Here is a 24,235-nt window from a genome sequence, read left to right on the forward strand (position 1 = left end):
GCCGCAGCCGCCGGCCGAACCGTCACTCACCCACATGTTCCGGTGGCGGCCCGTCGGTGCCGACCACCTCGCCGACGGCGGTGTCATCGCACCGGGCGACCGGCTCAGCTGGCCCCGGACCATCGGGATCGGACTGCAGCACATCGTCGCGATGTTCGGCGCCACGTTCCTGGTCCCCGTCCTCACCGGCTTCCCACCGGCGACGACGCTGCTGTTCTCCGGCATCGGCACCATCCTGTTCCTGCTCATCACCCGCAATCGCCTGCCGAGCTACCTGGGCTCGAGCTTCGCGATCATCGCCCCGGTCACCGCGGCGACCGCCTCGCACGGAGCGAGTTCCGCGCTCGGAGGTCTCGTCGTGGTGGGCGCGCTGCTCGTCGCGATCGGCGCGGTGGTGCACCTGGCGGGTACCGGGTGGATCGAGGCCCTGATGCCCCCGATCGTCACCGGCACCATCGTGGCGATCATCGGCCTGAACCTCGCGCCGACCGCCAAGACGAACTTCACGAAGGATGCGGTGACGGCGACGATCGTCCTCGTCCTGCTCGTCGCGGTGCTCATCTTCTTCCGCGGGCTGTTCGGGCGGTTGGCCATCGTGGTCTGCGTGATCGTCGGATACCTCGTCGCCCTGGCCCGCGGGAAGGTCGAGACCGACGCGATCGGTGCGGCCTCGTGGGTCGGGCTGCCGGACTTCACCGCGCCGTCGTTCCACCTGTCGGTGCTGCCGCTGTTCATCCCCGTCGTGCTGGTGCTCGTCGTGGAGAACATCGGGCACGTCCGGTCGATCACCACGATGACCGGCGTCGACCACGACCACCAGATCGGTCGCGCGCTCGCCGCGGACGGCATCGCGACCGTCCTCGCCGGGTCCGGTGGCGGTTCGGCGACGACGACCTACGCCGAGAACATCGGTGTCATGGCGGCCACCCGCGTCTACTCGACCGCCGCGTACTGGGTGGCCGGCGTCGGTGCGGTGCTGCTCGGTCTGTCGCCGAAGGTGGGCGCGGTCATCGCCTCCATCCCCGCCGGTGTGCTCGGTGGCGTCACCACGGCCCTCTACGGACTCGTCGCTGTGCTCGGCGTGAACATCTGGGTGTCGGCCCGCGTCGACTTCACGCGACCGATCAACCAGTTCACCGCGGCCATCCCGCTGGTGATCGGCATCGCCGACTTCGCGTGGAAGATCGGTGACCTCGCCTTCGGGGGCATCGCACTCGGGGCCGTGGCCGCTCTCGTCATCTATCACGCCATGCGTGTGATCGGAGGATGGCGGGGGACGGTCGTCGAACCCCCACGTGAGAGCGTGAAGCGGTGATCAGTTTCTTCGACGTCGACGAGCCGACGACCCCCGCGGCTCCGCCGACATACCGTGCCGCCGAGATATCCCTCGCGGGATGGGGTCCCGACCACGTCTCCGGTCCTGCGGTGGCGGGATTGCTGGCGCAGGTCCTCGAGGACGCGCACGGGGTCGAGGGGTTCACCCCGGCGCGGCTGACGATCGAACTGCTGCGCACCTTCCGCACCGCACCCACCGTCGTCCACACCGAGGTCATCCGTACCGGCCGCCGGATCGTCGTCGCACAGGCCGAGGCGGTGCAGAACGACCACGTCGTCGCGATCGCCACATTCGTGCAGTACCTGCGGACCGAGAACGCCCCGGGTGAACGGTGGGTGCCCGACCTCGCGCCGCCACGACCGCCGGAACTCGACGACCCGTCGTCGGAGCACATGGCCTGGTACCACTCCGCCTCCGGGGGCTGGACCACCGAACTCGGCGACCACCGCAACGCCGACCGATTCGCGGCGTGGTGGAAGCCACCGGAGGTGACCGCCGGTCGCGAGCCGAGTCCGTTCGCGCGCGCGGCGATGGTGTCGGAATGGACCAGCCTCGTCACCAACATCGGCACCAACTGGGTGGGCTACATCAACGGCGACCTCACCACCGCCCTGTCCCGGGTCCCGTCGTCGGAATGGGTCGGCGTGCAGGCGCTCGCGCATGTCGACGCGGACGGGGTGGCGGTCGGCACGTCCGTGCTCGCGGACCTGCACGGCGTGTTGGGGACGGGCACGGTCACCTGTCTCGCCAACATCCATCCACCCGTGTAGTCGTCGACGTCGGCAGGGCGCACCGGAGTTCGCCCGTGCACCGATCGCTGCGGGTGCACAGGAACCGGGTGCGCCGGCGACGGCCGATCGAGGGTGCGGTCTGTCGTTCCTACGCTGACGTCCATGTCGGGGAACATGACCGTCGACGTCCGGGCCGTCGCCGAGCTCGCGTCGGTGCAGCGAGCTGTCGGTGCCGGACTCGCGGGGTCGGACCTACGAGGTCTCGGGCTCGACGAGGACGAGCTGCAGGGGTCCCGCACCGCCGCTTCGCTCGCTCGGGCGCTGACCGCGATCGACGCCGCGCTGAGCGCCGTCGCCGCCCGCGTCGAGGATCTGGGCCGCCGAACCGCACTGGGCGCCACGGCGATCGACGAGACCGAACTCGCGACCACCGACTCGCTCCGACGCGGTCCACGGTGACCGTGGACGCCGGGGTGGGTGTGGTCGCGGGGTGGAGTGCGCACACCCACCGCCTCGACGAGATCGCCTGCGCGATCGACACCCTGGTCGACCGGTGTGACGAGCGCATCGCCACCGTCGTCCGCGCGATGGACTCGACACTCGCCACGTGGACCGGGACCGCTGCCGACGCCCAGCGGGATGCCGTGCAGACACGACGAGCCGAGGCGACTCGAGTCGCGATGGGCGCGCAGGAGGTCGTCGCGGCTCTGCGTCGCCGCGGGCCGGACCTCGCTCACACATCCGCGGCCGCAGCCGCGTTCCACCGCGCCGTGTCCGACGACGGGTACCGCGTCGTCGACGATCACGTCGACCTGATCCCGGGCCGGCGCCCCAGGGATGTCCCCACCGACGCGAGTCCTGCACTGGCAGAGGCGATCGCGACGACGAACGCGGGTCTCCACACGGACACGCTCCAGCGACTCGTCGCAGCCACCCGCGGTGTGGACCGCGAGCTCGCAGCAGATCTCGATGCAGCCGCCGCGCACCTGGAGGCGGTGGGGCGCGGAACCCCTGTGCCCCGGTCGAGCGCGGTGTCGCCACCGATCGGTCCGCCCGACCTCGTCGCACACGTGTGGCGGACCGCCTCGGTCGACCAGCGCGCCGCATGGGCCGCCGCCGATCCTCTGCTCGGCAACCGGCCCGGTGTCCCGGTCGCCGATCGCGACCGCCTCAACCGGACGCGACTGTCGGCGATGCGCGTCACGACCGCCGCGGAACGGGCCCTCCGACGTCGGTTGGCGACGCCGGGCCGCTACCTGCTCACACTGCGCGACGACGGCCGTGCGGTGGTGGCGGTCGGGGATCCCGATGTCGCGCAGCACGTCGCGGTGTTCGTCCCCGGCACCGGGACGACACTGGCGTCGCTCGGCGCGAACCTCGAGCGAGCTGACGCCATGCGCGACGCGGCGGGAGGTGGGTCGGGCGCGGTGAGTGTCGTCGTGTGGCAGGACTTCACGGCTCCCGCCGATCTGGTCGAGGCGGCCGGCGCGGTCCCGGCTCGCGCCGCGGCACCCGGTCTGGCGACGCTGCTCACCGATCTGCGCGCCACCCATCTCGGTGAACCCGCGCACCAGACGGTGATCGGGCACAGCTACGGCAGCACCGTCGTGGGCGTGGCCGCGTCAGGTCCGGCCGCGCTGGACGCGGGTGACGTCGTCCTGGTCGCGAGTCCGGGGGCGGGCAGCGTGTCCGAGGCCGGTGGCCTGCACCTCGCGGGGGTTCCGGCCGACGACGTCGCCGACCACGTGTGGGCGGTCACCGCGGGCCGCGACCCGATCAGGCTGGCGTCGCCGTACGTTCTCGGACGCGACCCGACATCACCGCTGTTCGGCGCGCAGCAGCTGCCGGCCGCCCCCGGATCGCCGCCGTGGGATGCGCACAGCCGCTACGGGGCCGAGAACCACTCGGGCTATTGGGATCCCGGCTCACCGACGCTGGCCGCGATGGGTGCGGTCATCGCCGGTCGCGCGGATCGCTGAGGTGCGGGGGTCGCTTACCGCGACGCGTCTCCGGCGGGCGGGGTGACGTCCGTCGACGGTCGATGAGGACCACACGCAGAGCGTGCCGCAGCGACGCCGCCACGTCGCCCCATCGCCAGGACTCGACGAGACAGGCGTGAGCCTCCTCGACGTCGTCGCGGTCGGCGGCTGCGTCGGCGGCGGTGTCCCATTCGTCACGCTGCCCGATGCACACGCGGTGCGATCGGAGGATGGTGTCGCGGTCGCGGTCCATCACCGCCGCGACCTCCTCCGGGCGCAGTGTTCTCGACGTGGTCGACGTGAGCAGGAGCAGGGCCTCGAGAGCCGGCGGCAGGGTGACCATGCGACCGGTTGTCGTCGTGACGTCGGCGGTGCGGATCAGTGACGACGGCGCGTCGGTGGTGGGTTCGTCGGGGGTCGGGGGTGTGCCGTCGCGTTCGGCGATCTCGGTGAGCGCGGAACGGATCTCGTCCGCACCGTCGTCGAGGAAGGTGAACCACCGGGCCAGTTCCGACCTCAGGTTCGTCGGCGAGAAGTCGGCTGCCTCGACCCGCATCCGAGCGACGAGCGCTCCCTCGCGGACGGTCAGCGCGACGCCCGGCCAGCGCTCGGCGACGACGAACAGCATCTCGGCGGTGACCGCCTCCCCGTCGGTGATCCGGGTGCAGAACACCTCGAGCGCCGCCTCGTCCTGACTCACCCGCAGCCACGACGGCACCGCGGTCGGCAGGGGGATGTCACCGTCCTCGTCCTTCTCCGCCGGTTGACCCGAGATGTCCGCGACGGCGGCGTCGACCATGTGCTGCAACGCCTCCGGGCCGTCGGGCCGACCCGAGACCGGGGTGGGCGGGACCGCGGCCGGTGTGCCGTCGACGAAACTCGCGTCGGGCACGGAGAACACGTCGCGCACCACCTCCACCGCGCATCGGGCGAGGCGGTCGGCGCGACGACGGGTGACCTCCATCGTGCGCGGGAACCTCCCGCGCGGACGCCACCCGGACTCCGCCAGGATCGCGTCCTCGACGGTGGTGGCGTTGCAGACACTGCCCCGGACGCGCGTGGTGCCGTGGGTGGTGAACACGACGAAGGGCGGATGGTCTCGCGCCAATCCGTCGTCACACAGGAAACCCAGGTTCAGCACGTACGAGTCCCCGGGTTCCATGGTCGCCAGGCGGTCGCCGAGATCGACGGTGAACCGTCGCCAGCCTGCCTCGACCGCGTCGTCGAAGTCCTCCATGACCGCCCCTCCTCCCGTGTCCGCCGACGTCGCCGTCGTGGTGATGGGGGAGAAGGTAGTCGCGGGGTCCGACACCGGCGCCGTGCTCAGATGGTGACGAGATGCGGCATCGACGAGTACCCCGACGTCGGGACGCTCGCCTCGTCGGTGCCCCGGCGATCAGGCGGCCAGGCCTGCTATCACGACGACGACCCAGAGCACGATGACCGACCACCAGAGCACGGTGGTGAGGCGACGACGAGTCGCGGCGGGCGGATCGGATGTACGGGACATGTCCTGCTCGTCGGTGTGTGACGATCACTTGTTACTTCGTGCCGCGAAGATTCATGCGATCGGCCGACGGGGAGGTCGAGATCAGCGACGACAGCTGCCGCCGCGGTCGTCATGACCACGGCGGCAGCTGGGGACGCGGAGATCGGACACGGCGTCAGGGACGCGACGCGTACCGCTCGTCCTCGACGAGGGCCTCGTGGGCGAGGACGGCCTCGGACTCGTCGGCGGGGACCTGCGACACGGCGGACTCGGCGTCGCGGCGCTCATGCGACTCCGGTTGCGTCTCGTCCACGTCGGCGGCATCGATGTCGCGACGAACCGTGAACAACACGACCGCGGCGAGCACCGCGGTCACGGCACCGAGGACGAACGGCACGTGGGCGTTGTAGTGCTCGACGAGCTTGCCCGCGGCGAACGGCGCCAGCCCGCCACCGATGAAGCGGACGAAGCCGTAGGTCGCGGACGCGACCGACCGTTCGACCGGCGCGATGCTCATGACCGCGGTCGTCACGAGGGTGTTGTTGAGTCCCACGACGATGCCCGACGCAATGGTGGCCCCGATCACCACCGCCTGGTTGCCGGAGAAGATGCCGATGAGCAGGCACGCGACGGCCATCCCGCTCAGGGCGCCGTAGAGGGTCCGGGTGGTGCCGAAGCGGTTCTTGAGCAGCGGTGCGCCGAACACCGCGAAGATCGCGACGAGGATGCCCCAGGCGAAGAACACCGCACCGAGCTTCAACGCGGAGAGCTTCATCAGGAACGGGGCGTACCCGAGGATGGTGAAGAACGCCCAGTTGTAGAGCAGCCCGGTGACGCTGGTGGTGGCCAGACTGCGATGGCGCAGGGCCGTGAGCGGTTCGCGGATGGACGACTTCTTCTCCGGCACGGGCGTGGCCGGCACGAGGGTGATGGTCGCGACCAGCGCGATGAGCATCAGCACGGCGACGCCGAAGAACGGTCCGCGCCAGGAGATGTTGCCCAGGAGGCCGCCGAGCAGCGGTCCAGAGGCGATGCCGACGCCGAGGGCCGCCTCGTACAGGATGATCGCGCCGCCGAATCCGCCGGACGCGGAACCGACGATGACGGCCAGTGACGTGGCGATGAAGAGCGCGTTGCCCAGACCCCAGCCGGCGCGGAACCCGACGATCTCGGCGATGCTGCCGGAGAACCCGGCCAGGGCGGCGAACGCGACGATGAGGACGAGGCCCGCGATGAGGGTGCGCTTGGCGCCGATGCGGCTCGACACCCAGCCCGTCACGAGCATCGCGACCGCGGTCACGACGAGGTAGCTGGTGAACAACAGCGTCACCTGTGACGGCGACGCGTCGAGCTGCGAGGACAGCGACGGCAGGATCGGGTCGACGAGGCCGATGCCCATGAACGAGATGACGCAGGCGAATGCGACGGCCCACACGGCCTTGGGTTGGCGGAAGGCGTCGGCGAACGATCCGGACGAGTGCGACACGGTGACACCCCTGTGCTGGCGGCTGCGGTTGACCTATCCATAGGTACTCTATATAAATCGTCTATGCAATGGGCGGGAGGGCTCCTATGCTGACCGGCATGAGCGATGGGGCGACCGACGAGATCGGCGAGGCGGTGTACGCCCTGGCGACCGAACTCGTCCGTCAGATGCCGCGCGACATGAGTCTGACGTCGGTCGCGACGCTCTCGACGCTCGTCCGTCGCGGCCCCCGTCGCATCACCGAGCTGGCCGCCTCCGAAGGTGTCGCACAGCCGTCGATGACGGCGCTGGTCACCGCGCTGGAGCGGGAGGGGCTGGTCGAGCGCGGGCCCGATCCCCGGGACCGTCGGGCGGCACTGGTCACCGTGACCGATCGCGGTCGGGAGTACGTGGCGAACCGACGCCGTGTGGGCAGCCGACTCGTGTCGTCGACGCTCGACGAGCTCTCGGAGTCAGAACGGGCCGCCCTCGCCGACGCCGTCGACGCGCTGCGTCGGGTCCGGGAGATCCGTGCCGCGCACCGCGAGGATGCGTCGACGACCGCGCGGTGACGCGTCGGCGCGCGACTCAGCGCGCGGACCCGCCCGGGTGTCGTGAGGAGCTCTGGCTGTCGCGCTCGCGGAGCAGGTCGACCGCACCGCTCACCGACATGAGCATCGTCCGGCACAGCTGACGGTCGTGTTCCAGGCGGGTGGCGGCGTCGAGATCCCCGCCGTCGGCGGCCTGTCGTTTCGCCGACCCGATGATCAGCAGTCGCCGCGCTCCGGTGATCAGGCAGCGTCGGGCGACGACCGCGTTCTCCTCGCACAGCCGCGCCACGCCGGCGGACGGCAGCGGTGCGCCCGGCGTGGTCAGCGCGGTCAGGGTGTCGAGGAGCTTCTCGACGTGGTCGGGGCTGGGTTCGTGCACACGTCCCTGTCCGACGGGATCGGCGGCATGGACGATGCGCGCGGTGATGGCCGGTGCCCCGTCGCGCAGGAAGTCGCGCCAGGACTCGATGGCCGCGATCACGTTGGCGGCGACGAAGGTGGGGACCACGAGTCGTTGTGTGGCCCAGACGTGGCCGTCCAGGACGTGGACGGCGACGCCGGTCCACCGCGATCCCTCGGCGATGACGATCTCGTTGACGGTCCGGTCGTCGACGAGGACGGCCGCGACGCACGCGACGAACTCGACGACGGGACGCGTGGGGTGGACGCGCAACTGGATCGTCTGCGTGCCCATCTGGACGCGGATGTCCCCGCCCGCGTCGACGAACGCGTCGTCGGCGTGGCCGGCCAGGGTGTCGAGGAGGAGTTCCTGCAGGTGTTCGGTGTCGGCGACCGGGACCGCCTGCGACGACGCCGTGGGGACGATCTCGCGCGGGGTGGAGGTGGTCGTGCCTGTGTCGGCGCCGGTGTCGATCGGCGCGAGGAACGCGGGGTGGAGCACGTCGCACATCTCGCGGAGCACATCGGTGGCCGCGGCGCAGACCTCGTCGACGCGCCGGCGGCCGTGCTCGCGGATGACCCGGCCGTCACGGAGAACTCGCCAACCGTCGCCGCGCAGGACCGCGACCTGGTCGACGGTGACGCCGGAGGCGAGGATCGTGCACCGCACCCGACGTGCACCGGTCACGACGAAGGACAGCAGGGGTGCCCACGGATCGCCCGCGTCGTGCGAGCGACGGACGACGATCTCCTCGTCGACGGTGACGTCGACGAGGAGATCGGCCAGCCCGGTCCGGAACGTCAGCCAGGAATCCTCGAGCGCCGTGTCGAAGCGGGTGCTCGCGGTCATGTCCTGGCTTCCTGGTCGCGGTGTGGGCGGGGTGATGCTGGTGTCAGCTCCGGACCGACCGGCGGCCGGTGATGGCGACGTAGCCCGCGATCAGGATCGCGGCGACGACGATGCCGACGATGAACGGGATGATCTCCCACCCGCCGTTCGCGTTGTCGTAGCCGACCTTGTAGGTGATCCAGGACCCGAGCAGCGATCCGACGATGCCGAGGATGATCGTCATGATCACCCCGATGCTCTGCTTGCCGGGCAGGACCAGGCGCGCGAGGGCGCCCACGATCAAACCGACGACGATCGCACTGATGATGGTGCCGATCATGATGCACGCTCCTTTGCGTCGCCCGGTCGCGTGACCGGGCTGGGTGGGGACGGCGGGTCTGGTCGTCCCCGATGACGGTCATGCAGGGGAAAGTCTCGTCTCGTCGTGAGGCGGACATAACCCCCGCGCGCCGAACGCCATCAGATCGTGTTGCCGGGGGCCGTTCAGGTCACGAATCAGCATCGCCGAGCGTGCCGAAACACCCCGCCGAGGGTGCGGTCCGGAGGAGTCGCGTGCGGCGGGGTCGACCGGTGCCTGGAGCGAGCTGCGCGCGTGAGCGGGCGAACGCAGCCGCGGCCCGTTTTCAGTGAACAGTTGTACACTCGGCGCCATGGACACCCTCGAGCACCGACGGAGAGCGGAGCTGCGTGAACTCGGTCGGCTCGCCTTCGCCGAGCTCGGCGACGCGACCACCGGGATCGCGAAAGTGCACTCGGCGTTCAGCGAGCACGTCTTCAGGGGTCTGCGGGTCGGGTTGCGGCCCGTGGGGCTCTCCGACTTCGTCACCCCGGCCAAGCTGCTGCACGACGCCATCGCCGGCGGGACCTACACGACGATCACCGCGATGTGTGACACCGCGTCCGACGTCGCCGACAAGACGGCCGACGGATGGGGGCGCCCACCGTCGCAGACGGTGAAGGGAAGCGCGATGATCGCGGCCGTCAACGGGCTCATCGGCGACGAGCTGCACGCCGCGCGCAGTCCGCTGGCCGAGCCGATGGCGATCCGCGTCGACGGCGCACCCGTCCCGCCGATGCCCGACGCGCTCCGCCACGCGTTCCCCACCGCCACCGGCCATCTCGTGGTGTTCCTGCACGGACTGATGGAGACCGAGTCGGCCTGGCGGATCGGCGGACGTCCCACCTACGGTGCGCGCCTGGCCGACGACCTGAACGCGACGGAGATCCAGGTCCGCTACAACACCGGCCGCCACATCTCGCAGAACGGACGCGAACTCGACCGTCTGCTCGCGGACATCGTCGCGGCATGGCCCGTTCCGGTGCGCCGCATCACCCTGGTCGGGCACTCGATGGGCGGTCTCGTGGCCCGGTCGGCGTGCCACCGCGCCGAGCCCGAGGGTGCGGACTGGGTGCGGTCGGTGGACACCGTCGTCTCGCTGGGCTCGCCGCATCTCGGTGCACCCCTTGCCCGGTCGGTGCATTACCTCGCCGCGGCCCTGCATGTCCTGCCCGAGTCGCGTCCGTTCGCCCACCTCCTCCGTCGGCGCAGCTCCGGCGTCCGAGACCTGTTCCACGGGTCGCTCGTCGACGAGGACTGGTCCGGTCGTGATCTCGACGCCCTGCGGGTGGCGGCGGTGCAGGAGGTCCCCCTCCTGACGCATGCGACGCATCTGTTCGTCTCGGCGACGGTCACGCGCGATGCGCGGCACCCGGTGGGGCGTGTCGTCGGGGACGGCCTGGTTCTCGTCCCCAGCGCGATCGGTCGGAACAAGAAGCGGCACCTCGGATTCCGCGACGAGGACGGATTCGCGATCAGCTCGGCGAATCACTTCACCCTGCTGAACGACGACTCGGTGTACGAATGGCTCCTGCCGCGCCTGCGAGGGGTGGGCGCGGACGAGGGGCGGGCACTGGTCGGGGCGGGGTCCGGGACCGAGACGGCGCCCGTGGAGCCGCGCGGTTCCGACCTGGGCCGGTGCTAGACAGCGCCTCTCAGACGCGTGCGACGACCTCGTCGGGATACCACCGCGCGACGACGTCGGGGTGCGCGCGGGTCCGGCTCTTCCAGGTGTTCTCGCCGTAGGTGTCGTAGAGCGGGTTGTCGGGGTCGGCGGTGATCGACGACGGCGGCCCATCGGTGGTCGGGATCCGCGGCATCACCGCGTCGAGGGATGGCGCGTAGAAGTACGGGATCGACAGGCGTTCGGGTGCTCCGGGCGGGGTGACCACGCGATGTCGGGTCGCGACCAGTCGTCCGTTCGTGGCCACCTCGAGCATCTCGCCGATGTTGACGATGAACGTCCCCGGCTGCGGAGTCGCCTCGACCCAGGTGCCGTCGGTCTGCTCGACCTGTAACCCCGTCGACCCCTCCTGTGCCAGCAGGACGGTCAGGACACCCGAGTCCTTGTGTGCCCCCACGCCCTGCGATCCCATGCCCTGTGGACTGGCGTCGTGGTCGTCGACCGGCCTGGCCGGATACCGGACCAGTTTCATCAGCGTCGCCGGGAGTGAGAACGCGTCGTCGAAGAAGTCCGGCGGCGCGCCGAGAGCCTGCGACCACCCACGCAGCAGCGTCTGCGACACCCGTTCCAGCTCCCGCTGATAGGCCTCGACCGCCGTGCGTAGTCCGGGCAGCGCGACGGGCCACTGGTTGCGACCCTGCAGACGCATCGGCCCGGTGGCGTCGGGGATCGGGTCGCGGTCGGTCGCGATGTCGATCTGTTCGCGCCTATCCACCCGGCCGTTGGTGAGCTCCCCGCCGAGACGGTTGTAGCCGCGGAAGTGTGGGCTGTTCACCATCGCGACGGCGTCCTTGTCCGCCTGGGGCAGCGCGAAGAAGCGGTGGGCCGACTCGACCAACCGGTGCTGGACCGTGTCCGGTACGGCGTGGTCGGTGAGGTGGAAGAAGCCGACGGTGCGTGACACCTCGGCGAGGCGGGAGCGTCCCGCTGCGGTGTCGAGGTCGGCGAGCGAGATCAGCGGCAGCACCTCGTCGAGGGTAGGTCCGTCACGGGGTGGGCGCCGGGGTTGCGCTCCCGCTGATCGTGACGACGGGTAGACCGGAGTCGAGCCCATCGAAGGAGACCGCATGCCCCGCCCGACCGTCGCGTTCCTCGACGTCAACGACACCCTGTCCGACCTCACCTCCGTCGAACCCGCGTTCGTCGACGCCGGCCTGCACGCGCGCGACGTGCGCATCTGGTACCTGTCGGTCCTCCGCGACGGGTTCGCGCTGACCGTGTTCGGCGAGAACCCGTCGTTCGCCGATCTCGGACGCGATCAGCTGCGGTCGATGCTGCGCCGGACCGATCCGTCTCGGGCCGCCGATTCGGTGGACGACGCGGCAGGTGCGCTGCTGCAGAGCTTCGTCGATGCCGCGCCCCACGCCGACGTCGTGCCCGGCATCGTCGCGCTCGCCGCTGTGGGGGTGCGGGTGTACACGCTCAGCAACGGCTCGGCCGACGTCGCGCGAGGTCTCCTCGGGTCGACCGAGGCGGGCTCGGCGATCACCGACTACCTCTCCGTCGCAGATACGCGGACGTGGAAGCCGGGGCCGGCGTCCTACCAGCACGGCTTGTGGTGCGCCGGCGTCGAACCGTCTGAGGCGCTGATGGTGGCCGTACACCCCTGGGACCTCGAGGGTGCCCGTTTATCCGGACTGCAGACGGCGTGGATCAACCGGGACGGCGACGACTACCCGCAGGCGTTCACCGCGCCCGATCACACGGTTACGTCATTCACCGATCTGGGACCCGCGCTCACCCGTCACCACCCGTGACCGCAGGCGCCGCAGACGAAGTCGGGGGATTCGTTCGGCGGCAACGTCGACGTGGTGACGCCGATCGGCAGGGGTGCGTCGGCGTGGTTCACGGTGACGATGTCGGCGTGGCGTGCACCGCAGTTGGGGCACTCCGGTCGAAGCCCGTACATGAGCTCGGTGGCGGACGGCGCGAGCGGTTGATGCAGGATCTCGTGACACGACGGGCACACGGCGACGGTGATGTCGAGGTCGATCCTCGGGTCGATCCGCAGGCCCACACAGTGGGCCTCGAACCGGGGTGTGTACTCGGTCCGCGGATCGCGGCCACAGGTGTTGCAGCCCCAGGTCCGTGCGATGACGGCGTCGTACTCGGTGAGCTCCCTGGTGGCGCAGCGGTGGTCGACACGATGCCACGGTGTGGGGGAGATGGTCTCGGCGCGGATCGCCGAGACCGTGAGGTCGGCCCAGCCGACCTCCAGCGTCGTGACCGACCGCGGCATCGCCCGGCGCATCCGACGCTCGACCGCCGGGAGCGACACCCCGCAGTGGTCCACGAACGGGGCGACGGGGACCAGGCGTGATCCGTGGCGTCGACGTTCGGAAGCCGCCACGTCGTACACGCCGTCGATCGCCCACGTGTCGGTGGCGACGAGGCCGATGACGCGCTCACCCAGCTCGACCCAGCCGGGGATCTCGTACCCGTCGTCCGCCGGGCCCCGGATGAGCACATGTGTCCGCGGCACCCAGTTGTCGGTGGAGGGGTCCATGTGTCGATCCGATCTCGTCAGGGAAGGGCGATTCCGGTGAGGGGTTGCGACGGCGTCGGGAGAACCGTTCGCGCGCGCACGATCTCGGCCGTCACCTGCGACGTCGAGTCGGTCATCGCTTCCCTCTCACCACTGACCGTACGAACGGGGTCCGACAAGATCTGTCACCCGCACGGCGAGTCGGTCGACGTCCGGGGTCTGATCATGATAGCGACGCTCACATTCTGTGCCGCACACATGTGCCCGATTCGTCCGATCGGGTCCGAACCGTGATGCGCACGCATGGGTGTTCCCGACGGCGCGCCTACAGTCGGGGAGGTCCACGAACGGCGCCCGAGGCGATCGGGCGAGGCGATGAGAGCGGTGAGTGACACATGGCGTATCGGTATCTCGGCAGCAGCGGTCTGAAGGTCTCGGAGATCACCTACGGCAACTGGCTGACGCACGGGTCGCAGGTCGAGAACGACGTCGCCGAGAAGTGCGTGCACGCCGCGCTGGACGCGGGGATCACCACCTTCGACACCGCCGACGTCTACGCGAACGGCGCCGCCGAGGAGGTGCTGGGCAAGGCCCTGCAGGGTCAGCGTCGCGAGGGCCTCGAGATCTTCACCAAGGTCTACTTCCCGGTCGGCGAACGCGGCCCCAACGACACGGGGTTGTCGCGCAAGCACATCCGTGAGGGCATCGACAACTCGCTGCGACGCCTCGGCGTCGACTACGTCGATCTGTATCAGGCACATCGCTACGACCACGAGACCCCGCTCGAGGAGACGATCGCCGCGTTCGCCGACGTCGTCCGCTCGGGCAAGGCGCTCTACATCGGCGTCTCGGAGTGGACCGCCGACCAGTTGCGTGCGGGGCAGACCCTGGCACGTCAGGCCGGGTTCTCGATCGTCTCCAACCAGCCGCAGTACTCCGCGCTGTGGCGGGTCATCGAGGAGCGCGTGGTGCCGACCTCCCGCGAGCTGGGGATCGGTCAGATCGTGTGGTCGCCGATCGCGCAGGGCGTGCTGACCGGCAAGTACAAGCCGGGACAGGCGCCGCCCGCCGGGTCGCGCGCCACCGACGACAAGGGTGGCGACGAGATGATCAAGCGCTACCTCACCGACGACGTGCTCACGCGGGTGCAGGACCTGCAGCCCATCGCCGACGACCTCGGCATCACGATGGCCCAGCTGGCGGTGGCGTGGGTCCTCGCCAACGACAACGTCTCGGCCGCGCTCGTCGGTGCGTCGCGTCCCGAGCAGATCACCGAGAACGTGAAGGCGTCCGAGGTGACGTTGGAGGCCGACGTGCTGTCGCGGATCGACGCCGCACTCGGCGACGCGATCATCACCGACCCCGACCTCACGCGCAGCCCCGGGAAGCGTCTGGCCTGACGGCGGTGTTGTCGGGAGGGTGACCGCCCTCCCGACACCGCCCGAGCCCGGCCCCGACGGCGACCACGCGGCGTCGGTCGCGTGGGTCGCCGAGCACCTGGGTGACCTGGTCCGGGAAGAACCCGCCGACATCGCCGGCGGCGCCTTCACCGGCGGGCAGACCGCCGCCGACATCGCGCTCGGCGGCCTCGACATCACCGGGTACGCGGCGCGGCGCAACGAGGTGCTGCCGGAAGGTCGTCGCGGTGCCAGCCGTATGTCGCCCTACATCCGCCACGGCCTCACCCCACTGCGGGAGGTGTGGGATGCCGTGTCCGACGCGCCCGGCCGCGACCGCGGCAAGTACCGCGACGAGTTGCTCTGGCAGGAGTACGCACGCCACCTCTACGCCCGCGTCGGGACGGATCTCGGGCGGTCGCTGCGCTACGAGCAGCCGCGACGCGGTCTGCCCGTCGGCGACCGGCCGTTCGGCGGTGACCCGTGGCCGACCGAGATGCGGTGTATGCAGCTCGTCGTCGACGAACTCCACGACAACGGCTGGCTGGTCAACCAGACCCGGATGTGGGCGGCGTCGCAGTGGGCGGTCCGGGTGGGCGCGACGTGGCGCGACGGTGAGGACGAGATGTTCGCGCACCTCCTCGACGGGTCGCGGGCCGCCAACCGCCTTGGCTGGCAGTGGACGGTCGGGACCGGGTCGGGCAAGCCCTACGGGTTCAGCCGATGGCAGGTGCGCAAGCGGTCGCCGGCACTCTGCGACGAGTGCTCGCTCGCCGCGAACTGCCCCATCGAGGACTGGCCGCCCGACGGTCGTGGCGCCCCCGTCGACGGGCCGTACCTCGGGCCCGCCGAGATACCCTCCGGCCCCGACGAACCCGCGAGCAGCGGGACCGCGGACGCGGTGTGGCTGACCGCGGAGTCCCTCGGCGACGCCGATCCCGCGCTGGCCGTCGACGAGTCCCGACCTGCCGTGTTCGTCTTCGACGAGCCCCTGCTGTCGCGGTTGTCGTTGTCCGGCAAACGGTTGGTGTTCCTGGCCGAGTGCCTGGGTGACCTGGCCGCGCGTCGAGCGGTGACGGTTCGCCGCGGGGTGGTGGCCGACGAACTCGACGGGATGTCACTCGCCGCGACCTGGACGCCGGTGCCCGGGTGGCGGCGTATCGCCGACCGCCTCCAGCCGGAGGAGATCCACCCGTGGCCGTGGTTGGTGCACCCGACGCGGGCGCCGGTCCGATCGTTGAGTGCCTGGCGCAAGGCCGTCGGCACCCCGCGCTGACCCCCCGAGCGTGCCAAAATTCCCCGCCGACCGGGCCGAAACCCGTCGCCGACCGGGCCGAAACCCGCCGCCGAGTTTCTGATCCGGCGCGGCACGCTTGTCACGGGTACCCGGGTGGTCGCCGTGATGGGAAGTCACTGTGCGCCTCCCACGACGCGGCCAACCGCAGCACGGTCGTGTCGTCGAGATGTCGACCCACGATCTGCATGCCGACAGGGAGGCCCCCTGCGGTGACGCCCGCAGGAACGCTGATGGCCGGCTGCCCTGTCAGGTTGGCCGGGAAAGTGAAGCCCTGCCATGCGGTGTCGGAGACCGGGTGCCCGTCGATGGTGTCGGGCCCCTGCACCCCTGTGGCGAAGGCCGGGACACTCGTGGTCGGGGTGATGAGCACGTCGAATGACGACATGAAGCGTGCCATCCGGTTGACGACCGACTTGCGCCACAGGTTCGCTTGCGTGAAGTCTTCGGCCATCCAGGCGGTTGTCACCATCGAGACGAGGTGTGGCGACATCTGATCGCCGATCTCGTCCACCATCGCCCGCATCCCGACGAGGTCGGTCTCCGCCATGATCAGGGCGGTGAAGTGATCGCCCGGTTCGGTGAATCCAGGATCGACCACGGTGACGTGACACCGGAGATCGTCCTGCAGCGATGTGACGGCGGCGGTGACGAGAGTCCGGACTTCGGGATCGACCAGGAGATGACCGAGGTCGACGCTGAACGCGACGCGTAGACCCTCCACAGATCGCGGCCGCCCGGCCGACGCCCAGTCCACGTCACCCGCCGGGATACTGTGCCGGTCGCGGGAGTCGGGGCCTGCGAGCACGGCCATCACCGATGACGCGTCGGCGACGGTGCGGCAGATCGGCCCGATGTGTTCGATGCTCTCCCAACCGGACACACCGGGGTAGCGCTGGTCACGACATCCCGGATACACGGGCACGCGGCCCATCGACGGCTTGAACCCCACCAGGCCGGTGAAGGCAGCCGGTATGCGAATGGATCCGCCACCGTCGCTGCCGAGCGCGAACGGGACGATGCCGGCGGCGACCGCGGCAGCCGACCCGGCACTGGATCCGCCCGGCGTCCGCGCTGTGTCCCAGGGGTTGGTCGTGGTGGGGAACAGCGGATTCTGGCCCGTTGCGCTGTAACCGAACTCGCTGGCGTTCGTCTTGCCGAGGCTGATCGCTCCTGCACTCGTACACCGCTCGACGACGATGTCGTCCTCGTCCGGGACGAAGTCGCGGTAGGCCACCGACCCGGAGGTGGTGCGGGTCCCTCGGGTGCAGATCAGGTCTTTGACGGCGTAGGGCACCCCGGCCAACGCGCCGACCGCGCGGCCCGCGGCGACGTCGGCGTCGATCGTGGCGGCCTGCGCCCGAGCAACGTCCGGGGTGGGGGTGCAGAAGGCATTCAACTCGGCGTCGAACATCTCCATCCGAGCAGCGGCCTGTTCGATCACCGACGCTGCGGTGACCTCGCCTCGGCCGACGGCGCCAGCCAGTGCTGACACCGCCGGCCACACGGCATCGGTCATACGGCGACTGCCTGCGACGGCGTCCGGGTCACCGGCGCCTGGGTGCGGATGACGAACTTCTCGTAGCTCCAGAACACCGCGACCGCGACGACGATACCGACGAGAGCGTCCACCGAACCGGGCACGTAGTAGTGGGAGGCCGTGGCCACCGCTGCTCCGGCGATCCATGCCGCGAAGGCGCTGGCCCGCAGGCGCGGGGCCGCGGAGACGTCACGGCGCAGCACCAACTGATCGACGATGAGGACGGCGCCGATCGGCGGCACGAAGATGCCGAGAATGTTGAGCCAGTCGAGGAAATAGGACCACACGCCGGTGAGCGCGATGGCTGCACCGACGACACCGAGGACGATGGCGACCGGTCGCATGGTGCGGTTGGTGATACCGGACCAGCCGACGGCACCGTTGTACAGACAGTGCGTCGCAACGCTACCGAGATTCGCGAAGACGAAGAACACGGCGACGACCGTGAGGATCGCACTGTGCCCGGTGAGGAGGCCGAGGAATCCGCCGCCGTTGGTGCCGGGGTCGGTGGATCCTCCGACCGCGACCACGATGCCACCGAGTGCGTAGGCGACGAAGTTCGAGACCGGGAACGCGGTGAAAGTGGCGGCGACAGCGGACTTCCCGCTGGTCGACCACCGCGTGAAGTCGGCGGTCATGGTGCCGGAGTCTGCGAAGCCGGCGATGACGATCCCGACCGCCGCGCCGAAGGTGAGTGCCGTACCCGAGCCGTGGTAGTCGACGACCTCATGGAACGACAGGTTGTTGCCGGTGGCGCCGAAATAGAGTGCAACCCCGCCGAGGACGACGAACAGCGGCGTGGCGATCATCCCCAGCCACGACAGCGCCCTGATCCCCACGGTGGTCAACGCGGTGAACACCACCGCGGCAATCGCGGCACCGATGATCGGAGTCCACCCGAGTGCGTCGTGCAGGGTGGTACCGGTGAGCCCGACCTGGAACGAGAACCATCCGATCACCACGGTCGAGAGGAAGCCTGTCGCGATGAGTCGGCCGGTGGTGCCGAACGTGGTCAGCGCCTGCAGCGAGAAGCTGCGACCCGTCTTCCCCGCGATGTAGCTCAGTGCCCCAACGTATCCGAACAACACCAGATTGCCGAGCAGAAGTGCGATCAGGCCGTTGATCAGGCCGAGGTTGTAGACGATCACCCCACCGAACACGGCGTTGCCGAGATTCATCGGGAAGCCGAACCACACCGCCGCGATCGACGGGAGGCTGCGGCGGGCGTGCTGGGGGACCGGTTCGTGCTCGTACTCCTCGCCGAGTTCGGCTCCCAGGTCGTGGTGCGCGGTCGAGCCGCCGTGGGTCGCAGTTGCTGCGTTCTTCATGATGTGCTTTCTTTGTGAGGCCGCATCTGACCATGCGGCTGTGCGAGAACACGCGGCGATGCGTGGTGGGACTGTGAGAGATCTACGGCGCGGTGTTCAGCCGGCCGCAGCATCTTTGGGTGCGGACCCAAAGAGGTACTTGAGAACGCGGTCACGGTTGGACCGCACGTGCTCGACCGCGAGTTGTGCTGCGCGGTCGGCGTTCTTCGTGGCAATGGCGGCGAGTAGTTCCTCGTGCTCATCCCACAGCCGCTGGGGGTCGTTGTTCTGCCGGAACACCCAGTGCAGTCGACCTTCTAATGGCTCCAGAATGCTGACGAGCAGATCGTTGCGGGCGAGGTCGTTCACCATGTCGTGGAACTGCTCGTTGTGCTCGTGCAGTGCCGCGTGGTCGCCGACCGCGAGTGCGCGTCGCGCGCGGTTGCGCAATGCGATCATGCGGTTGGCGTCCTTCTTGGTGAGCTTCTCGGCGGCTCGTCGAAAAGCTAGGCCCTCAAGGGCTTCCCGCACGTCGAAGAGTTCGGACACATCCTTCTTGGACAACTGGCGGACGATGACACCGCGGGTGGGAAGCATCTCGACGAAGCCCTCGGTGTCGAGCATGCGGAGGGCTTCGCGGACGGGCAGGCGGGACACGTCGTAGACCGCGGCGACGTCGCGTTCGACGATCCGGTCGCCGGGCTTGTAGGTGCCGTCGATGATGCGGTCGCGTAGCTCGTTCCGGATCGCTTCGCGCAGCGGTCGACCTGCTGGTTCGTCGGGAAGCATCTGCAGTCTTCTGGTGGTCGGTGCGATGTCGGGGTCCGGGGTGGTCACCTTATCGGGTCACCACCAGAGGCGGCGCGGCCGAGGCATTCGTGGGGGATCCGACGACCGGCGGCCGCGAGTGCGATGTGAGTGGATACCGACTGCGGAAGTCTGCGGCGGCCTCGCCGAAGGTGACGAACTCGACGCCGTCGTGGGCGGTCCAGTAGTCGATGAGACGCTCGAGCATCAGGAGGACCTGGGGGCGTCCGGAGACGTCGGGGTGCAGGGTCACCGGGAACACTGCGTAGTCGAGTTCGCGGTACACCCAGTCGAACTGGTCGCGCCAGAGTTCTTCGACGTCGCGGGGGGACACGTATCCGTGGCTGTTGGCGGCGTGCTTGTTGAACATCATCGGTGGCAGATCGTCGACGTACCAGTTGCCGCAGAACTCGACGAGGTCGATCTCCCCGCCGTGCCTCAGCGGATGCATCCACTGTGACGCCGGCTGGGTGTAGTCGACGTTCGTCCAGGTGTCGCCGACGCGAGCGTAGAACGGGGTGAAGTCGTTGTAGTTCTGCGAGTGGTCGTAGCTGAAGCCGTTCTCCAGCAGCAACGACGCTGTGCTCTGACTGAACTCCCACCACGGCGCCACGTACCCCTGTGGTCGGGATCCGCACAGCTGCTCGATCAACTCGATGCTCTTGCCCAGGACGTCGCGTTCCTGTTCGTAGCTCATCTGATTCGGATTCTCGTGTGAGTACCCGTGGGCGCCGATCTCACAGCCCGCGTCGGCGACCATGGCCATCTCGCGGGGAAACGTCTCGATGGAATGGCCGGGGATGAAGAACGTGGACGGGACGTCGCGGCGCGCGAAGAGATTCAGCATGCGGGGCACGCCCACCTCCCCTGCGAAGACACCGCGCTGGATGTCGTTGGCGGAGTCCTGGCCGCCGTAGGACCCGAGCCAGCCCGACACCGCGTCGACGTCGACCCCGAGGCAGATCATGATCTTCTTCATCGGTTCTCCTAGTGGGTGCGGATCAGTTCGGTGACGGACAGGGCGGCCACCTCGATGGCTGCGATGTCCTCGGGGGTCCAGGTGCGCTCGCAGATGCTGTGCACCGAGATCCAGCCGGTCATGGCGTCGGTGAGCTCGACCGGACAGAGGACTTGGGCCGAGACGCCGTAGACCTCACGGAGGGCTTCTGGCGGTTCGGGCGGTAGGTGGAAGTCGTTCTGGACCAGTGGCTTGCGGTTGGCCTCCAGCCATTCGACGGTCCGCAGCGCCCGCTGCGGGAGGGAGGTGTCGGTGCGGATCGATCTGATGCCGACGCCACACGACTCCGCGGCTGCGGTCTGGACGGTGAGTCCCAGCTCGGGGAGGTCGATGCGCAGTGTGGATCGGTCACCACCTGTTGTGGTGCGCAGGCTGTCGATGGTGGCCTGGAGATCCGCCCGTAGCGAGCCGTGATCGAGCAGCGCTCCACGGCCGGCGATCCGGAAGCCTGGTTCGACCATGCGGATCGCCGACCAGGCGGTGGCCAGGATGCTGTCGATGACGGGTACGGCGAGCTCTGTCTCGAGTCCCTGTGCAGCGAGCGTTCCGTCGACGTTGGTGCAGAGGATGACGACAGCCTCGGCTCCCGCGGCGACGGCGCGAACCATCGACTCGACCTCGGTCCGGGTGGTCGCCGCGAAGGCGTGGTTGTCGCTGAGACCAGCGTGCTGCTCGGCGACGACCTCGATGCCCTGACGGGCGAACTCGACGCGGATGGCCTCGACCACATCGGCGGTGTACGGCGTCACGAGCCCGATCTTGCTGACACCCAACACGCGGCACGCGTCGAGTACGGCGACGGTCGAGGTGGTGGCCGGGATGCCGGTCGTGTCGGTGACCGCGGCGCAGATCGTGCGATCGTGGTCGACGCCGAGCCATGAGCCCGAGGTCCCGTTCCAGGCGATCACGCTGACGAGAGCGTCGGCCAGAAGGTGAGCGGAGGCGACCATGGGTGCGGCGTCGAACTGATCCTCCGAGGAGGCGTCGAGCGCAATGCGGGTGACCGGCGTGCGTGCAAAATGTGCCGTGACGTCCGGGGTGTCGGCGAGAAGCGAGTAGGTGCACGGCTCCACGCAGGTGTTGGACGACGGGGTGATCATCCCGATCCGTGTTGTCATCGCTGATGCTGCTCTCATTCGACCTGTGTGTTCTTTTTGGGATCCCAAAAGTGACGCTAGGAGCGGGGTGCGAGGGTGTCAACGGCGGTGAGTCCGGTTCACCGGCCCGAGGTGGCAACGGACGAATCCCCAGGTCAGGAGGCTGATAGTGCGTATTTGCCTCATGGTCGTGCGCACTCTCAGATTCCACTCTGATGCAGTGAAAGTGGTTGTTGCACAATCAAATAAATGCATATGCGTGCCTGTGTCTCCGCGGTTCTGGGATCCCAAATGCTTAACGCACCGTTAGCACATGTCCGATTTGATGACACGTCGACGTAACCTGAGCCGCCGTTTTTCATGAGCCATGGCAAGGGATTACCCTGCGTGCGGGGGCGGCAGCGTGGTCGCGCGACCTCAGGTGGGCGGTGGCGCACGACGAGAACACCGCCCGCTGACCGTGCTTCCAGCTCCCGTCGACGTTGTCGCCACGCGTGACGCATCGGTGCGACACTGGCCCGGTGACCCGATCCGCCGTCGTCGACCTCGACGCCGCCGACACTCTCGCCGAGTTCCGTGGGTTATTCGTCGACGGTGGTGGGGTGGAGGCTTACCTCGACGGCAATTCGTTGGGCCGGCCGCTGCGGGCGACCGGCGACCGGTTGCGTGATTTCGTCGATCGCGACTGGGGAGGCCGGTTGATCCGGGGGTGGGACGAGCAGTGGCTCGATCTCCCGACGACGCTCGGCGACCGTATCGGCGCCGCGGTTCTGGGTGCCGCGTCCGGCCAGACGGTGGTCGGCGACTCGACCAGCGTCCTCATCTACAAGCTCGCCCGCGCGGCACTGACCATGCGCCCGGGGCGATCGGAGATCGTGATCGACCGGGACAACTTCCCGACGGATCGCTACTTGATGGAGGGCATCGCCGCCGAGACCGGCGCGAGCATCCGCTGGATCGACACCGAGCCGGACAGGGGCGTCACCGCAGACCTGCTCGACGCCGCGGTCTCCGACACCACGGCGCTCGTCGTCGTCAGCCATGTCGCGTACCGGTCCGGGTACCTGCTCGACGCCGCCGCACTCGCCGCGATCACCCGGGACCGCGGGGCGCTGATGCTCCTCGACGTCTGCCACTCGGCAGGCTCGGTGCCGATGCACCTCGACGACTGGGGCGTCGACCTCGCGGTCGGGTGCAGCTACAAGTACCTCAACGGCGGTCCCGGCGCTCCGGCGTTCGCCTACGTCGCCGACCGGCTGATCGATGATGTCGTGCAGCCCATCTGGGGGTGGATGGGTGCCGCCGCGCCGTTCGAGATGGGTCAGGGATACACCCCGGCACCCGGGATCCGTCGACTGTTGAGCGGCACCCCGCCAGTACTCGGCATGGTGCCGATCGCCGACATGCTCGACGTGATCGAGACGGCAGGGATCGAGGCGATCCGGGCCAAGTCGGTGGCGCTCACCGAACTCGCCGTCGAGTTGACCGATCGAGTCCTGCACCCTCTGGGCGCGACCCTCGCGTCACCGCGCGATGCGCACGACCGTGGCGGTCACATCACCGTCGACCACCCGCGAGCGCAGGAGGCGACGGCACGCCTCTGGGCGCAGGGTGTCATCCCCGATTTCCGCCGGCCCAGCGGGATCCGTCTCGGTTTCAGCCCGCTGACCACCAGCTTCGACGAGGTCGAACGCGGCATCGAGGCACTCGCCCGCGCACTCGGCTGACTCCCGAGCGTGGCGACGCTAGGTCGCTGTGCGGTGTTCGACGGTGGCGAGGACCTGCGCCCACAGGCGGTGGTGGGGCGCGATGATGTCGAAGTGGTCGCCGGGTTCGCTGACCTCGACGACATCGTCGCCGGCCTCCTCGGCCGCCCGCGCGTAGTCGCGGCTGATCGCGAGCAGATGCGGGTTGTCGTCGTGGCCGCAGGCGATGACCTGCGGCACGCCGAGGGGTAGGCGGTGTCGGGGCGACGACGCGACGTCGTCGCTGGTACTCGACGACCACGCGTGACCCAGCGCGTTCTCGACGGCGCCGTCGCCGAGCCCGAGGTGCTGCGCCTGCTCCAGATCGAGGACGCCCGCCAGTGACACCGCCAGCGCCGGCGGCTGCGCCGCGTCGGCGGCTGCACGCAGCGCCAGTTGCCCGCCGGCGGAATGCCCGATCACCACGACGGGGCGGTCGGTCTCCACCGCCGACAATGCGGTGTCGAGATCGGATGTGGTTGCTGCCCAGCCGTGCTCGTCGGGTCGCCGGTACTCGACGTTCCATGCGGTCACCCCTGTCGCCGCGAGCGCCTCCGCCATGGGTTCCATCAGGTCGGCCGTGTACTTCGATCGCCAGTAGCCGCCGTGGACCAGGACAGCCGTCCACCGGGGATCTCCGTCGGGTCGGGTGACGTGGATGTGCTGATCGGGATGCGAGCCGTAGTGAACGGTGTCCTGCGCCATGAGACCAGTGTCCCCGCAC

The 24,235-nt window shown here is 69.4% G+C and carries 22 protein-coding genes; 10 read left to right on the forward strand and 12 right to left on the reverse strand.

Annotation, left to right across the window (positions count from 1 at the left end):
• The first annotated feature begins 34 nt into the window (after positions 1-34).
• The 4 genes from ACXVUM_RS12955 (at position 35) to ACXVUM_RS12970 (ending at position 4,046) form a co-directional block, all read left to right on the forward strand.
• Entirely contained in the window at positions 35-1,315 is a 1,281-nt protein-coding gene (locus ACXVUM_RS12955; protein WP_458522873.1) for a uracil-xanthine permease family protein, read from the forward strand.
• Complete coding sequence (locus ACXVUM_RS12960) at positions 1,312-2,106, forward strand: acyl-CoA thioesterase domain-containing protein (RefSeq protein WP_458522184.1); 795 nt, start codon at positions 1,312-1,314, stop codon at positions 2,104-2,106. Before ACXVUM_RS12955 ends, ACXVUM_RS12960 begins: the two co-directional genes overlap by 4 nt.
• 123 nt (positions 2,107-2,229) lie before the next feature.
• Positions 2,230-2,526 (forward strand): hypothetical protein, encoded by a 297-nt coding sequence (locus tag ACXVUM_RS12965; RefSeq protein WP_458522185.1) that lies wholly within the window; start codon positions 2,230-2,232, stop codon positions 2,524-2,526.
• The gene (locus ACXVUM_RS12970; protein ID WP_458522186.1) at positions 2,523-4,046 is read left to right on the forward strand and encodes an alpha/beta hydrolase; all 1,524 of its coding nucleotides are present in this window, start codon (positions 2,523-2,525) and stop codon (positions 4,044-4,046) included. The genes ACXVUM_RS12965 and ACXVUM_RS12970 overlap by 4 nt, the downstream gene beginning before the upstream one ends.
• Here ACXVUM_RS12970 and ACXVUM_RS12975 read toward each other — a convergent pair.
• Together ACXVUM_RS12975 and ACXVUM_RS12980 are read right to left on the reverse strand one after the other, a co-directional pair.
• Entirely contained in the window at positions 4,021-5,283 is a 1,263-nt protein-coding gene (locus ACXVUM_RS12975; RefSeq protein WP_458522187.1) for a TY-Chap domain-containing protein, read from the reverse strand. The genes ACXVUM_RS12970 and ACXVUM_RS12975 overlap by 26 nt on opposite strands.
• A 427-nt stretch (positions 5,284-5,710) precedes the next feature.
• The gene (locus tag ACXVUM_RS12980; RefSeq protein ID WP_458522188.1) at positions 5,711-7,021 is read right to left on the reverse strand and encodes an MFS transporter; all 1,311 of its coding nucleotides are present in this window, start codon (positions 7,019-7,021) and stop codon (positions 5,711-5,713) included.
• Positions 7,022-7,119: 98 nt separating this feature from the next.
• Between ACXVUM_RS12980 and ACXVUM_RS12985 the strand changes: the two genes are divergently transcribed.
• The gene (locus ACXVUM_RS12985; protein ID WP_458522189.1) at positions 7,120-7,572 is read left to right on the forward strand and encodes a MarR family winged helix-turn-helix transcriptional regulator; all 453 of its coding nucleotides are present in this window, start codon (positions 7,120-7,122) and stop codon (positions 7,570-7,572) included.
• 16 nt (positions 7,573-7,588) lie between these two features.
• Here ACXVUM_RS12985 and ACXVUM_RS12990 read toward each other — a convergent pair whose 3' ends face one another.
• Positions 7,589-8,800 carry a TY-Chap domain-containing protein gene (locus ACXVUM_RS12990; protein ID WP_458522190.1) on the reverse strand — a complete coding sequence of 404 codons (1,212 nt, stop codon included), beginning with the start codon at positions 8,798-8,800 and terminating at the stop codon, positions 7,589-7,591.
• Positions 8,801-8,843: 43 nt separating this feature from the next.
• Positions 8,844-9,119 carry a GlsB/YeaQ/YmgE family stress response membrane protein gene (locus ACXVUM_RS12995; protein WP_458522191.1) on the reverse strand — a complete coding sequence of 92 codons (276 nt, stop codon included), beginning with the start codon at positions 9,117-9,119 and terminating at the stop codon, positions 8,844-8,846.
• Positions 9,120-9,450: 331 nt separating this feature from the next.
• Here ACXVUM_RS12995 and ACXVUM_RS13000 point away from each other — a divergent pair, with 331 nt between their 5' ends.
• Complete coding sequence (locus ACXVUM_RS13000; RefSeq protein ID WP_458522192.1) at positions 9,451-10,782, forward strand: lipase family alpha/beta hydrolase; 1,332 nt, start codon at positions 9,451-9,453, stop codon at positions 10,780-10,782.
• 10 nt (positions 10,783-10,792) lie between these two features.
• Here the strand turns inward: ACXVUM_RS13000 and ACXVUM_RS13005 are convergent, their stop codons facing one another.
• Positions 10,793-11,788: an isopenicillin N synthase family dioxygenase gene (locus ACXVUM_RS13005; protein WP_458522193.1), complete on the reverse strand. Its 996-nt coding sequence runs from the start codon at positions 11,786-11,788 to the stop codon at positions 10,793-10,795.
• Positions 11,789-11,888: 100 nt separating this feature from the next.
• Here ACXVUM_RS13005 and ACXVUM_RS13010 point away from each other — a divergent pair, with 100 nt between their 5' ends.
• Entirely contained in the window at positions 11,889-12,578 is a 690-nt protein-coding gene (locus ACXVUM_RS13010; protein WP_458522194.1) for an HAD-IA family hydrolase, read from the forward strand.
• Here the strand turns inward: ACXVUM_RS13010 and ACXVUM_RS13015 are convergent.
• Positions 12,566-13,327, reverse strand: coding sequence for a hypothetical protein (locus ACXVUM_RS13015; RefSeq protein ID WP_458522195.1), 762 nt, complete (start codon positions 13,325-13,327; stop codon positions 12,566-12,568). The two genes, ACXVUM_RS13010 and ACXVUM_RS13015, sit on opposite strands and share 13 nt — an antisense overlap.
• A 374-nt stretch (positions 13,328-13,701) precedes the next feature.
• Between ACXVUM_RS13015 and ACXVUM_RS13020 the strand changes: the two genes are divergently transcribed.
• Both ACXVUM_RS13020 and ACXVUM_RS13025 read left to right on the forward strand, forming a co-directional pair.
• On the forward strand, positions 13,702-14,706 hold the full coding sequence (locus ACXVUM_RS13020) for an aldo/keto reductase family protein (protein WP_458522196.1): 1,005 nt from the start codon (positions 13,702-13,704) through the stop codon (positions 14,704-14,706).
• Positions 14,707-14,725: 19 nt separating this feature from the next.
• The gene (locus ACXVUM_RS13025; protein WP_458522197.1) at positions 14,726-15,979 is read left to right on the forward strand and encodes an FAD-binding domain-containing protein; all 1,254 of its coding nucleotides are present in this window, start codon (positions 14,726-14,728) and stop codon (positions 15,977-15,979) included.
• A 100-nt stretch (positions 15,980-16,079) separates the two neighbouring features.
• Here the strand turns inward: ACXVUM_RS13025 and ACXVUM_RS13030 are convergent, their stop codons facing one another.
• The 5 genes from ACXVUM_RS13030 to ACXVUM_RS13050 all read right to left on the reverse strand — a co-directional run bounded on the left by ACXVUM_RS13030 (position 16,080) and on the right by ACXVUM_RS13050 (position 21,787).
• Positions 16,080-17,492: an amidase gene (locus tag ACXVUM_RS13030; protein ID WP_458522198.1), complete on the reverse strand. Its 1,413-nt coding sequence runs from the start codon at positions 17,490-17,492 to the stop codon at positions 16,080-16,082.
• 20 nt (positions 17,493-17,512) lie between these two features.
• Positions 17,513-18,865, reverse strand: coding sequence for a purine-cytosine permease family protein (locus ACXVUM_RS13035; protein WP_458522199.1), 1,353 nt, complete (start codon positions 18,863-18,865; stop codon positions 17,513-17,515).
• 96 nt (positions 18,866-18,961) lie between these two features.
• On the reverse strand, positions 18,962-19,681 hold the full coding sequence (locus ACXVUM_RS13040; RefSeq protein WP_458522200.1) for a GntR family transcriptional regulator: 720 nt from the start codon (positions 19,679-19,681) through the stop codon (positions 18,962-18,964).
• 1 nt (position 19,682) lies between these two features.
• Positions 19,683-20,630 carry a polysaccharide deacetylase family protein gene (locus ACXVUM_RS13045; RefSeq protein ID WP_458522201.1) on the reverse strand — a complete coding sequence of 316 codons (948 nt, stop codon included), beginning with the start codon at positions 20,628-20,630 and terminating at the stop codon, positions 19,683-19,685.
• A gap of 8 nt (positions 20,631-20,638) precedes the next feature.
• Positions 20,639-21,787 carry a maleate cis-trans isomerase family protein gene (locus tag ACXVUM_RS13050; RefSeq protein WP_458522202.1) on the reverse strand — a complete coding sequence of 383 codons (1,149 nt, stop codon included), beginning with the start codon at positions 21,785-21,787 and terminating at the stop codon, positions 20,639-20,641.
• Between the two features lie 500 nt (positions 21,788-22,287).
• Between ACXVUM_RS13050 and ACXVUM_RS13055 the strand changes: the two genes are divergently transcribed.
• Positions 22,288-23,493 (forward strand): kynureninase, encoded by a 1,206-nt coding sequence (locus ACXVUM_RS13055; protein ID WP_458522203.1) that lies wholly within the window; start codon positions 22,288-22,290, stop codon positions 23,491-23,493.
• A gap of 18 nt (positions 23,494-23,511) precedes the next feature.
• Here the strand turns inward: ACXVUM_RS13055 and ACXVUM_RS13060 are convergent, their stop codons facing one another.
• Positions 23,512-24,216 carry an alpha/beta hydrolase gene (locus ACXVUM_RS13060; protein WP_458522204.1) on the reverse strand — a complete coding sequence of 235 codons (705 nt, stop codon included), beginning with the start codon at positions 24,214-24,216 and terminating at the stop codon, positions 23,512-23,514.
• Between the last annotated feature and the right edge of the window lie 19 nt (positions 24,217-24,235).

Source organism: Williamsia sp. SKLECPSW1 (genome assembly GCF_054332755.1).

Excerpts from the sequence above, each read along its gene's own strand:
- ACXVUM_RS12955 (WP_458522873.1), top strand. The coding sequence starts at position 35 with ATGTTCCGGTGGCGGCCCGTCGGTGCCGACCACCTCGCCGACGGCGGT.
- ACXVUM_RS12965 (WP_458522185.1), top strand. The coding sequence starts at position 2,230 with ATGTCGGGGAACATGACCGTCGACGTCCGGGCCGTCGCCGAGCTCGCG.
- ACXVUM_RS12975 (WP_458522187.1), bottom strand. The coding sequence starts at position 5,283 with ATGGAGGACTTCGACGACGCGGTCGAGGCAGGCTGGCGACGGTTCACC.
- ACXVUM_RS12985 (WP_458522189.1), top strand. The coding sequence starts at position 7,120 with ATGAGCGATGGGGCGACCGACGAGATCGGCGAGGCGGTGTACGCCCTG.
- ACXVUM_RS12990 (WP_458522190.1), bottom strand. The coding sequence starts at position 8,800 with ATGACCGCGAGCACCCGCTTCGACACGGCGCTCGAGGATTCCTGGCTG.
- ACXVUM_RS12995 (WP_458522191.1), bottom strand. The coding sequence starts at position 9,119 with ATGATCGGCACCATCATCAGTGCGATCGTCGTCGGTTTGATCGTGGGC.
- ACXVUM_RS13000 (WP_458522192.1), top strand. The coding sequence starts at position 9,451 with ATGGACACCCTCGAGCACCGACGGAGAGCGGAGCTGCGTGAACTCGGT.
- ACXVUM_RS13010 (WP_458522194.1), top strand. The coding sequence starts at position 11,889 with ATGCCCCGCCCGACCGTCGCGTTCCTCGACGTCAACGACACCCTGTCC.
- ACXVUM_RS13015 (WP_458522195.1), bottom strand. The coding sequence starts at position 13,327 with ATGGACCCCTCCACCGACAACTGGGTGCCGCGGACACATGTGCTCATC.
- ACXVUM_RS13020 (WP_458522196.1), top strand. The coding sequence starts at position 13,702 with ATGGCGTATCGGTATCTCGGCAGCAGCGGTCTGAAGGTCTCGGAGATC.
- ACXVUM_RS13035 (WP_458522199.1), bottom strand. The coding sequence starts at position 18,865 with ATGAAGAACGCAGCAACTGCGACCCACGGCGGCTCGACCGCGCACCAC.
- ACXVUM_RS13045 (WP_458522201.1), bottom strand. The coding sequence starts at position 20,630 with ATGAAGAAGATCATGATCTGCCTCGGGGTCGACGTCGACGCGGTGTCG.
- ACXVUM_RS13050 (WP_458522202.1), bottom strand. The coding sequence starts at position 21,787 with ATGACAACACGGATCGGGATGATCACCCCGTCGTCCAACACCTGCGTG.
- ACXVUM_RS13060 (WP_458522204.1), bottom strand. The coding sequence starts at position 24,216 with ATGGCGCAGGACACCGTTCACTACGGCTCGCATCCCGATCAGCACATC.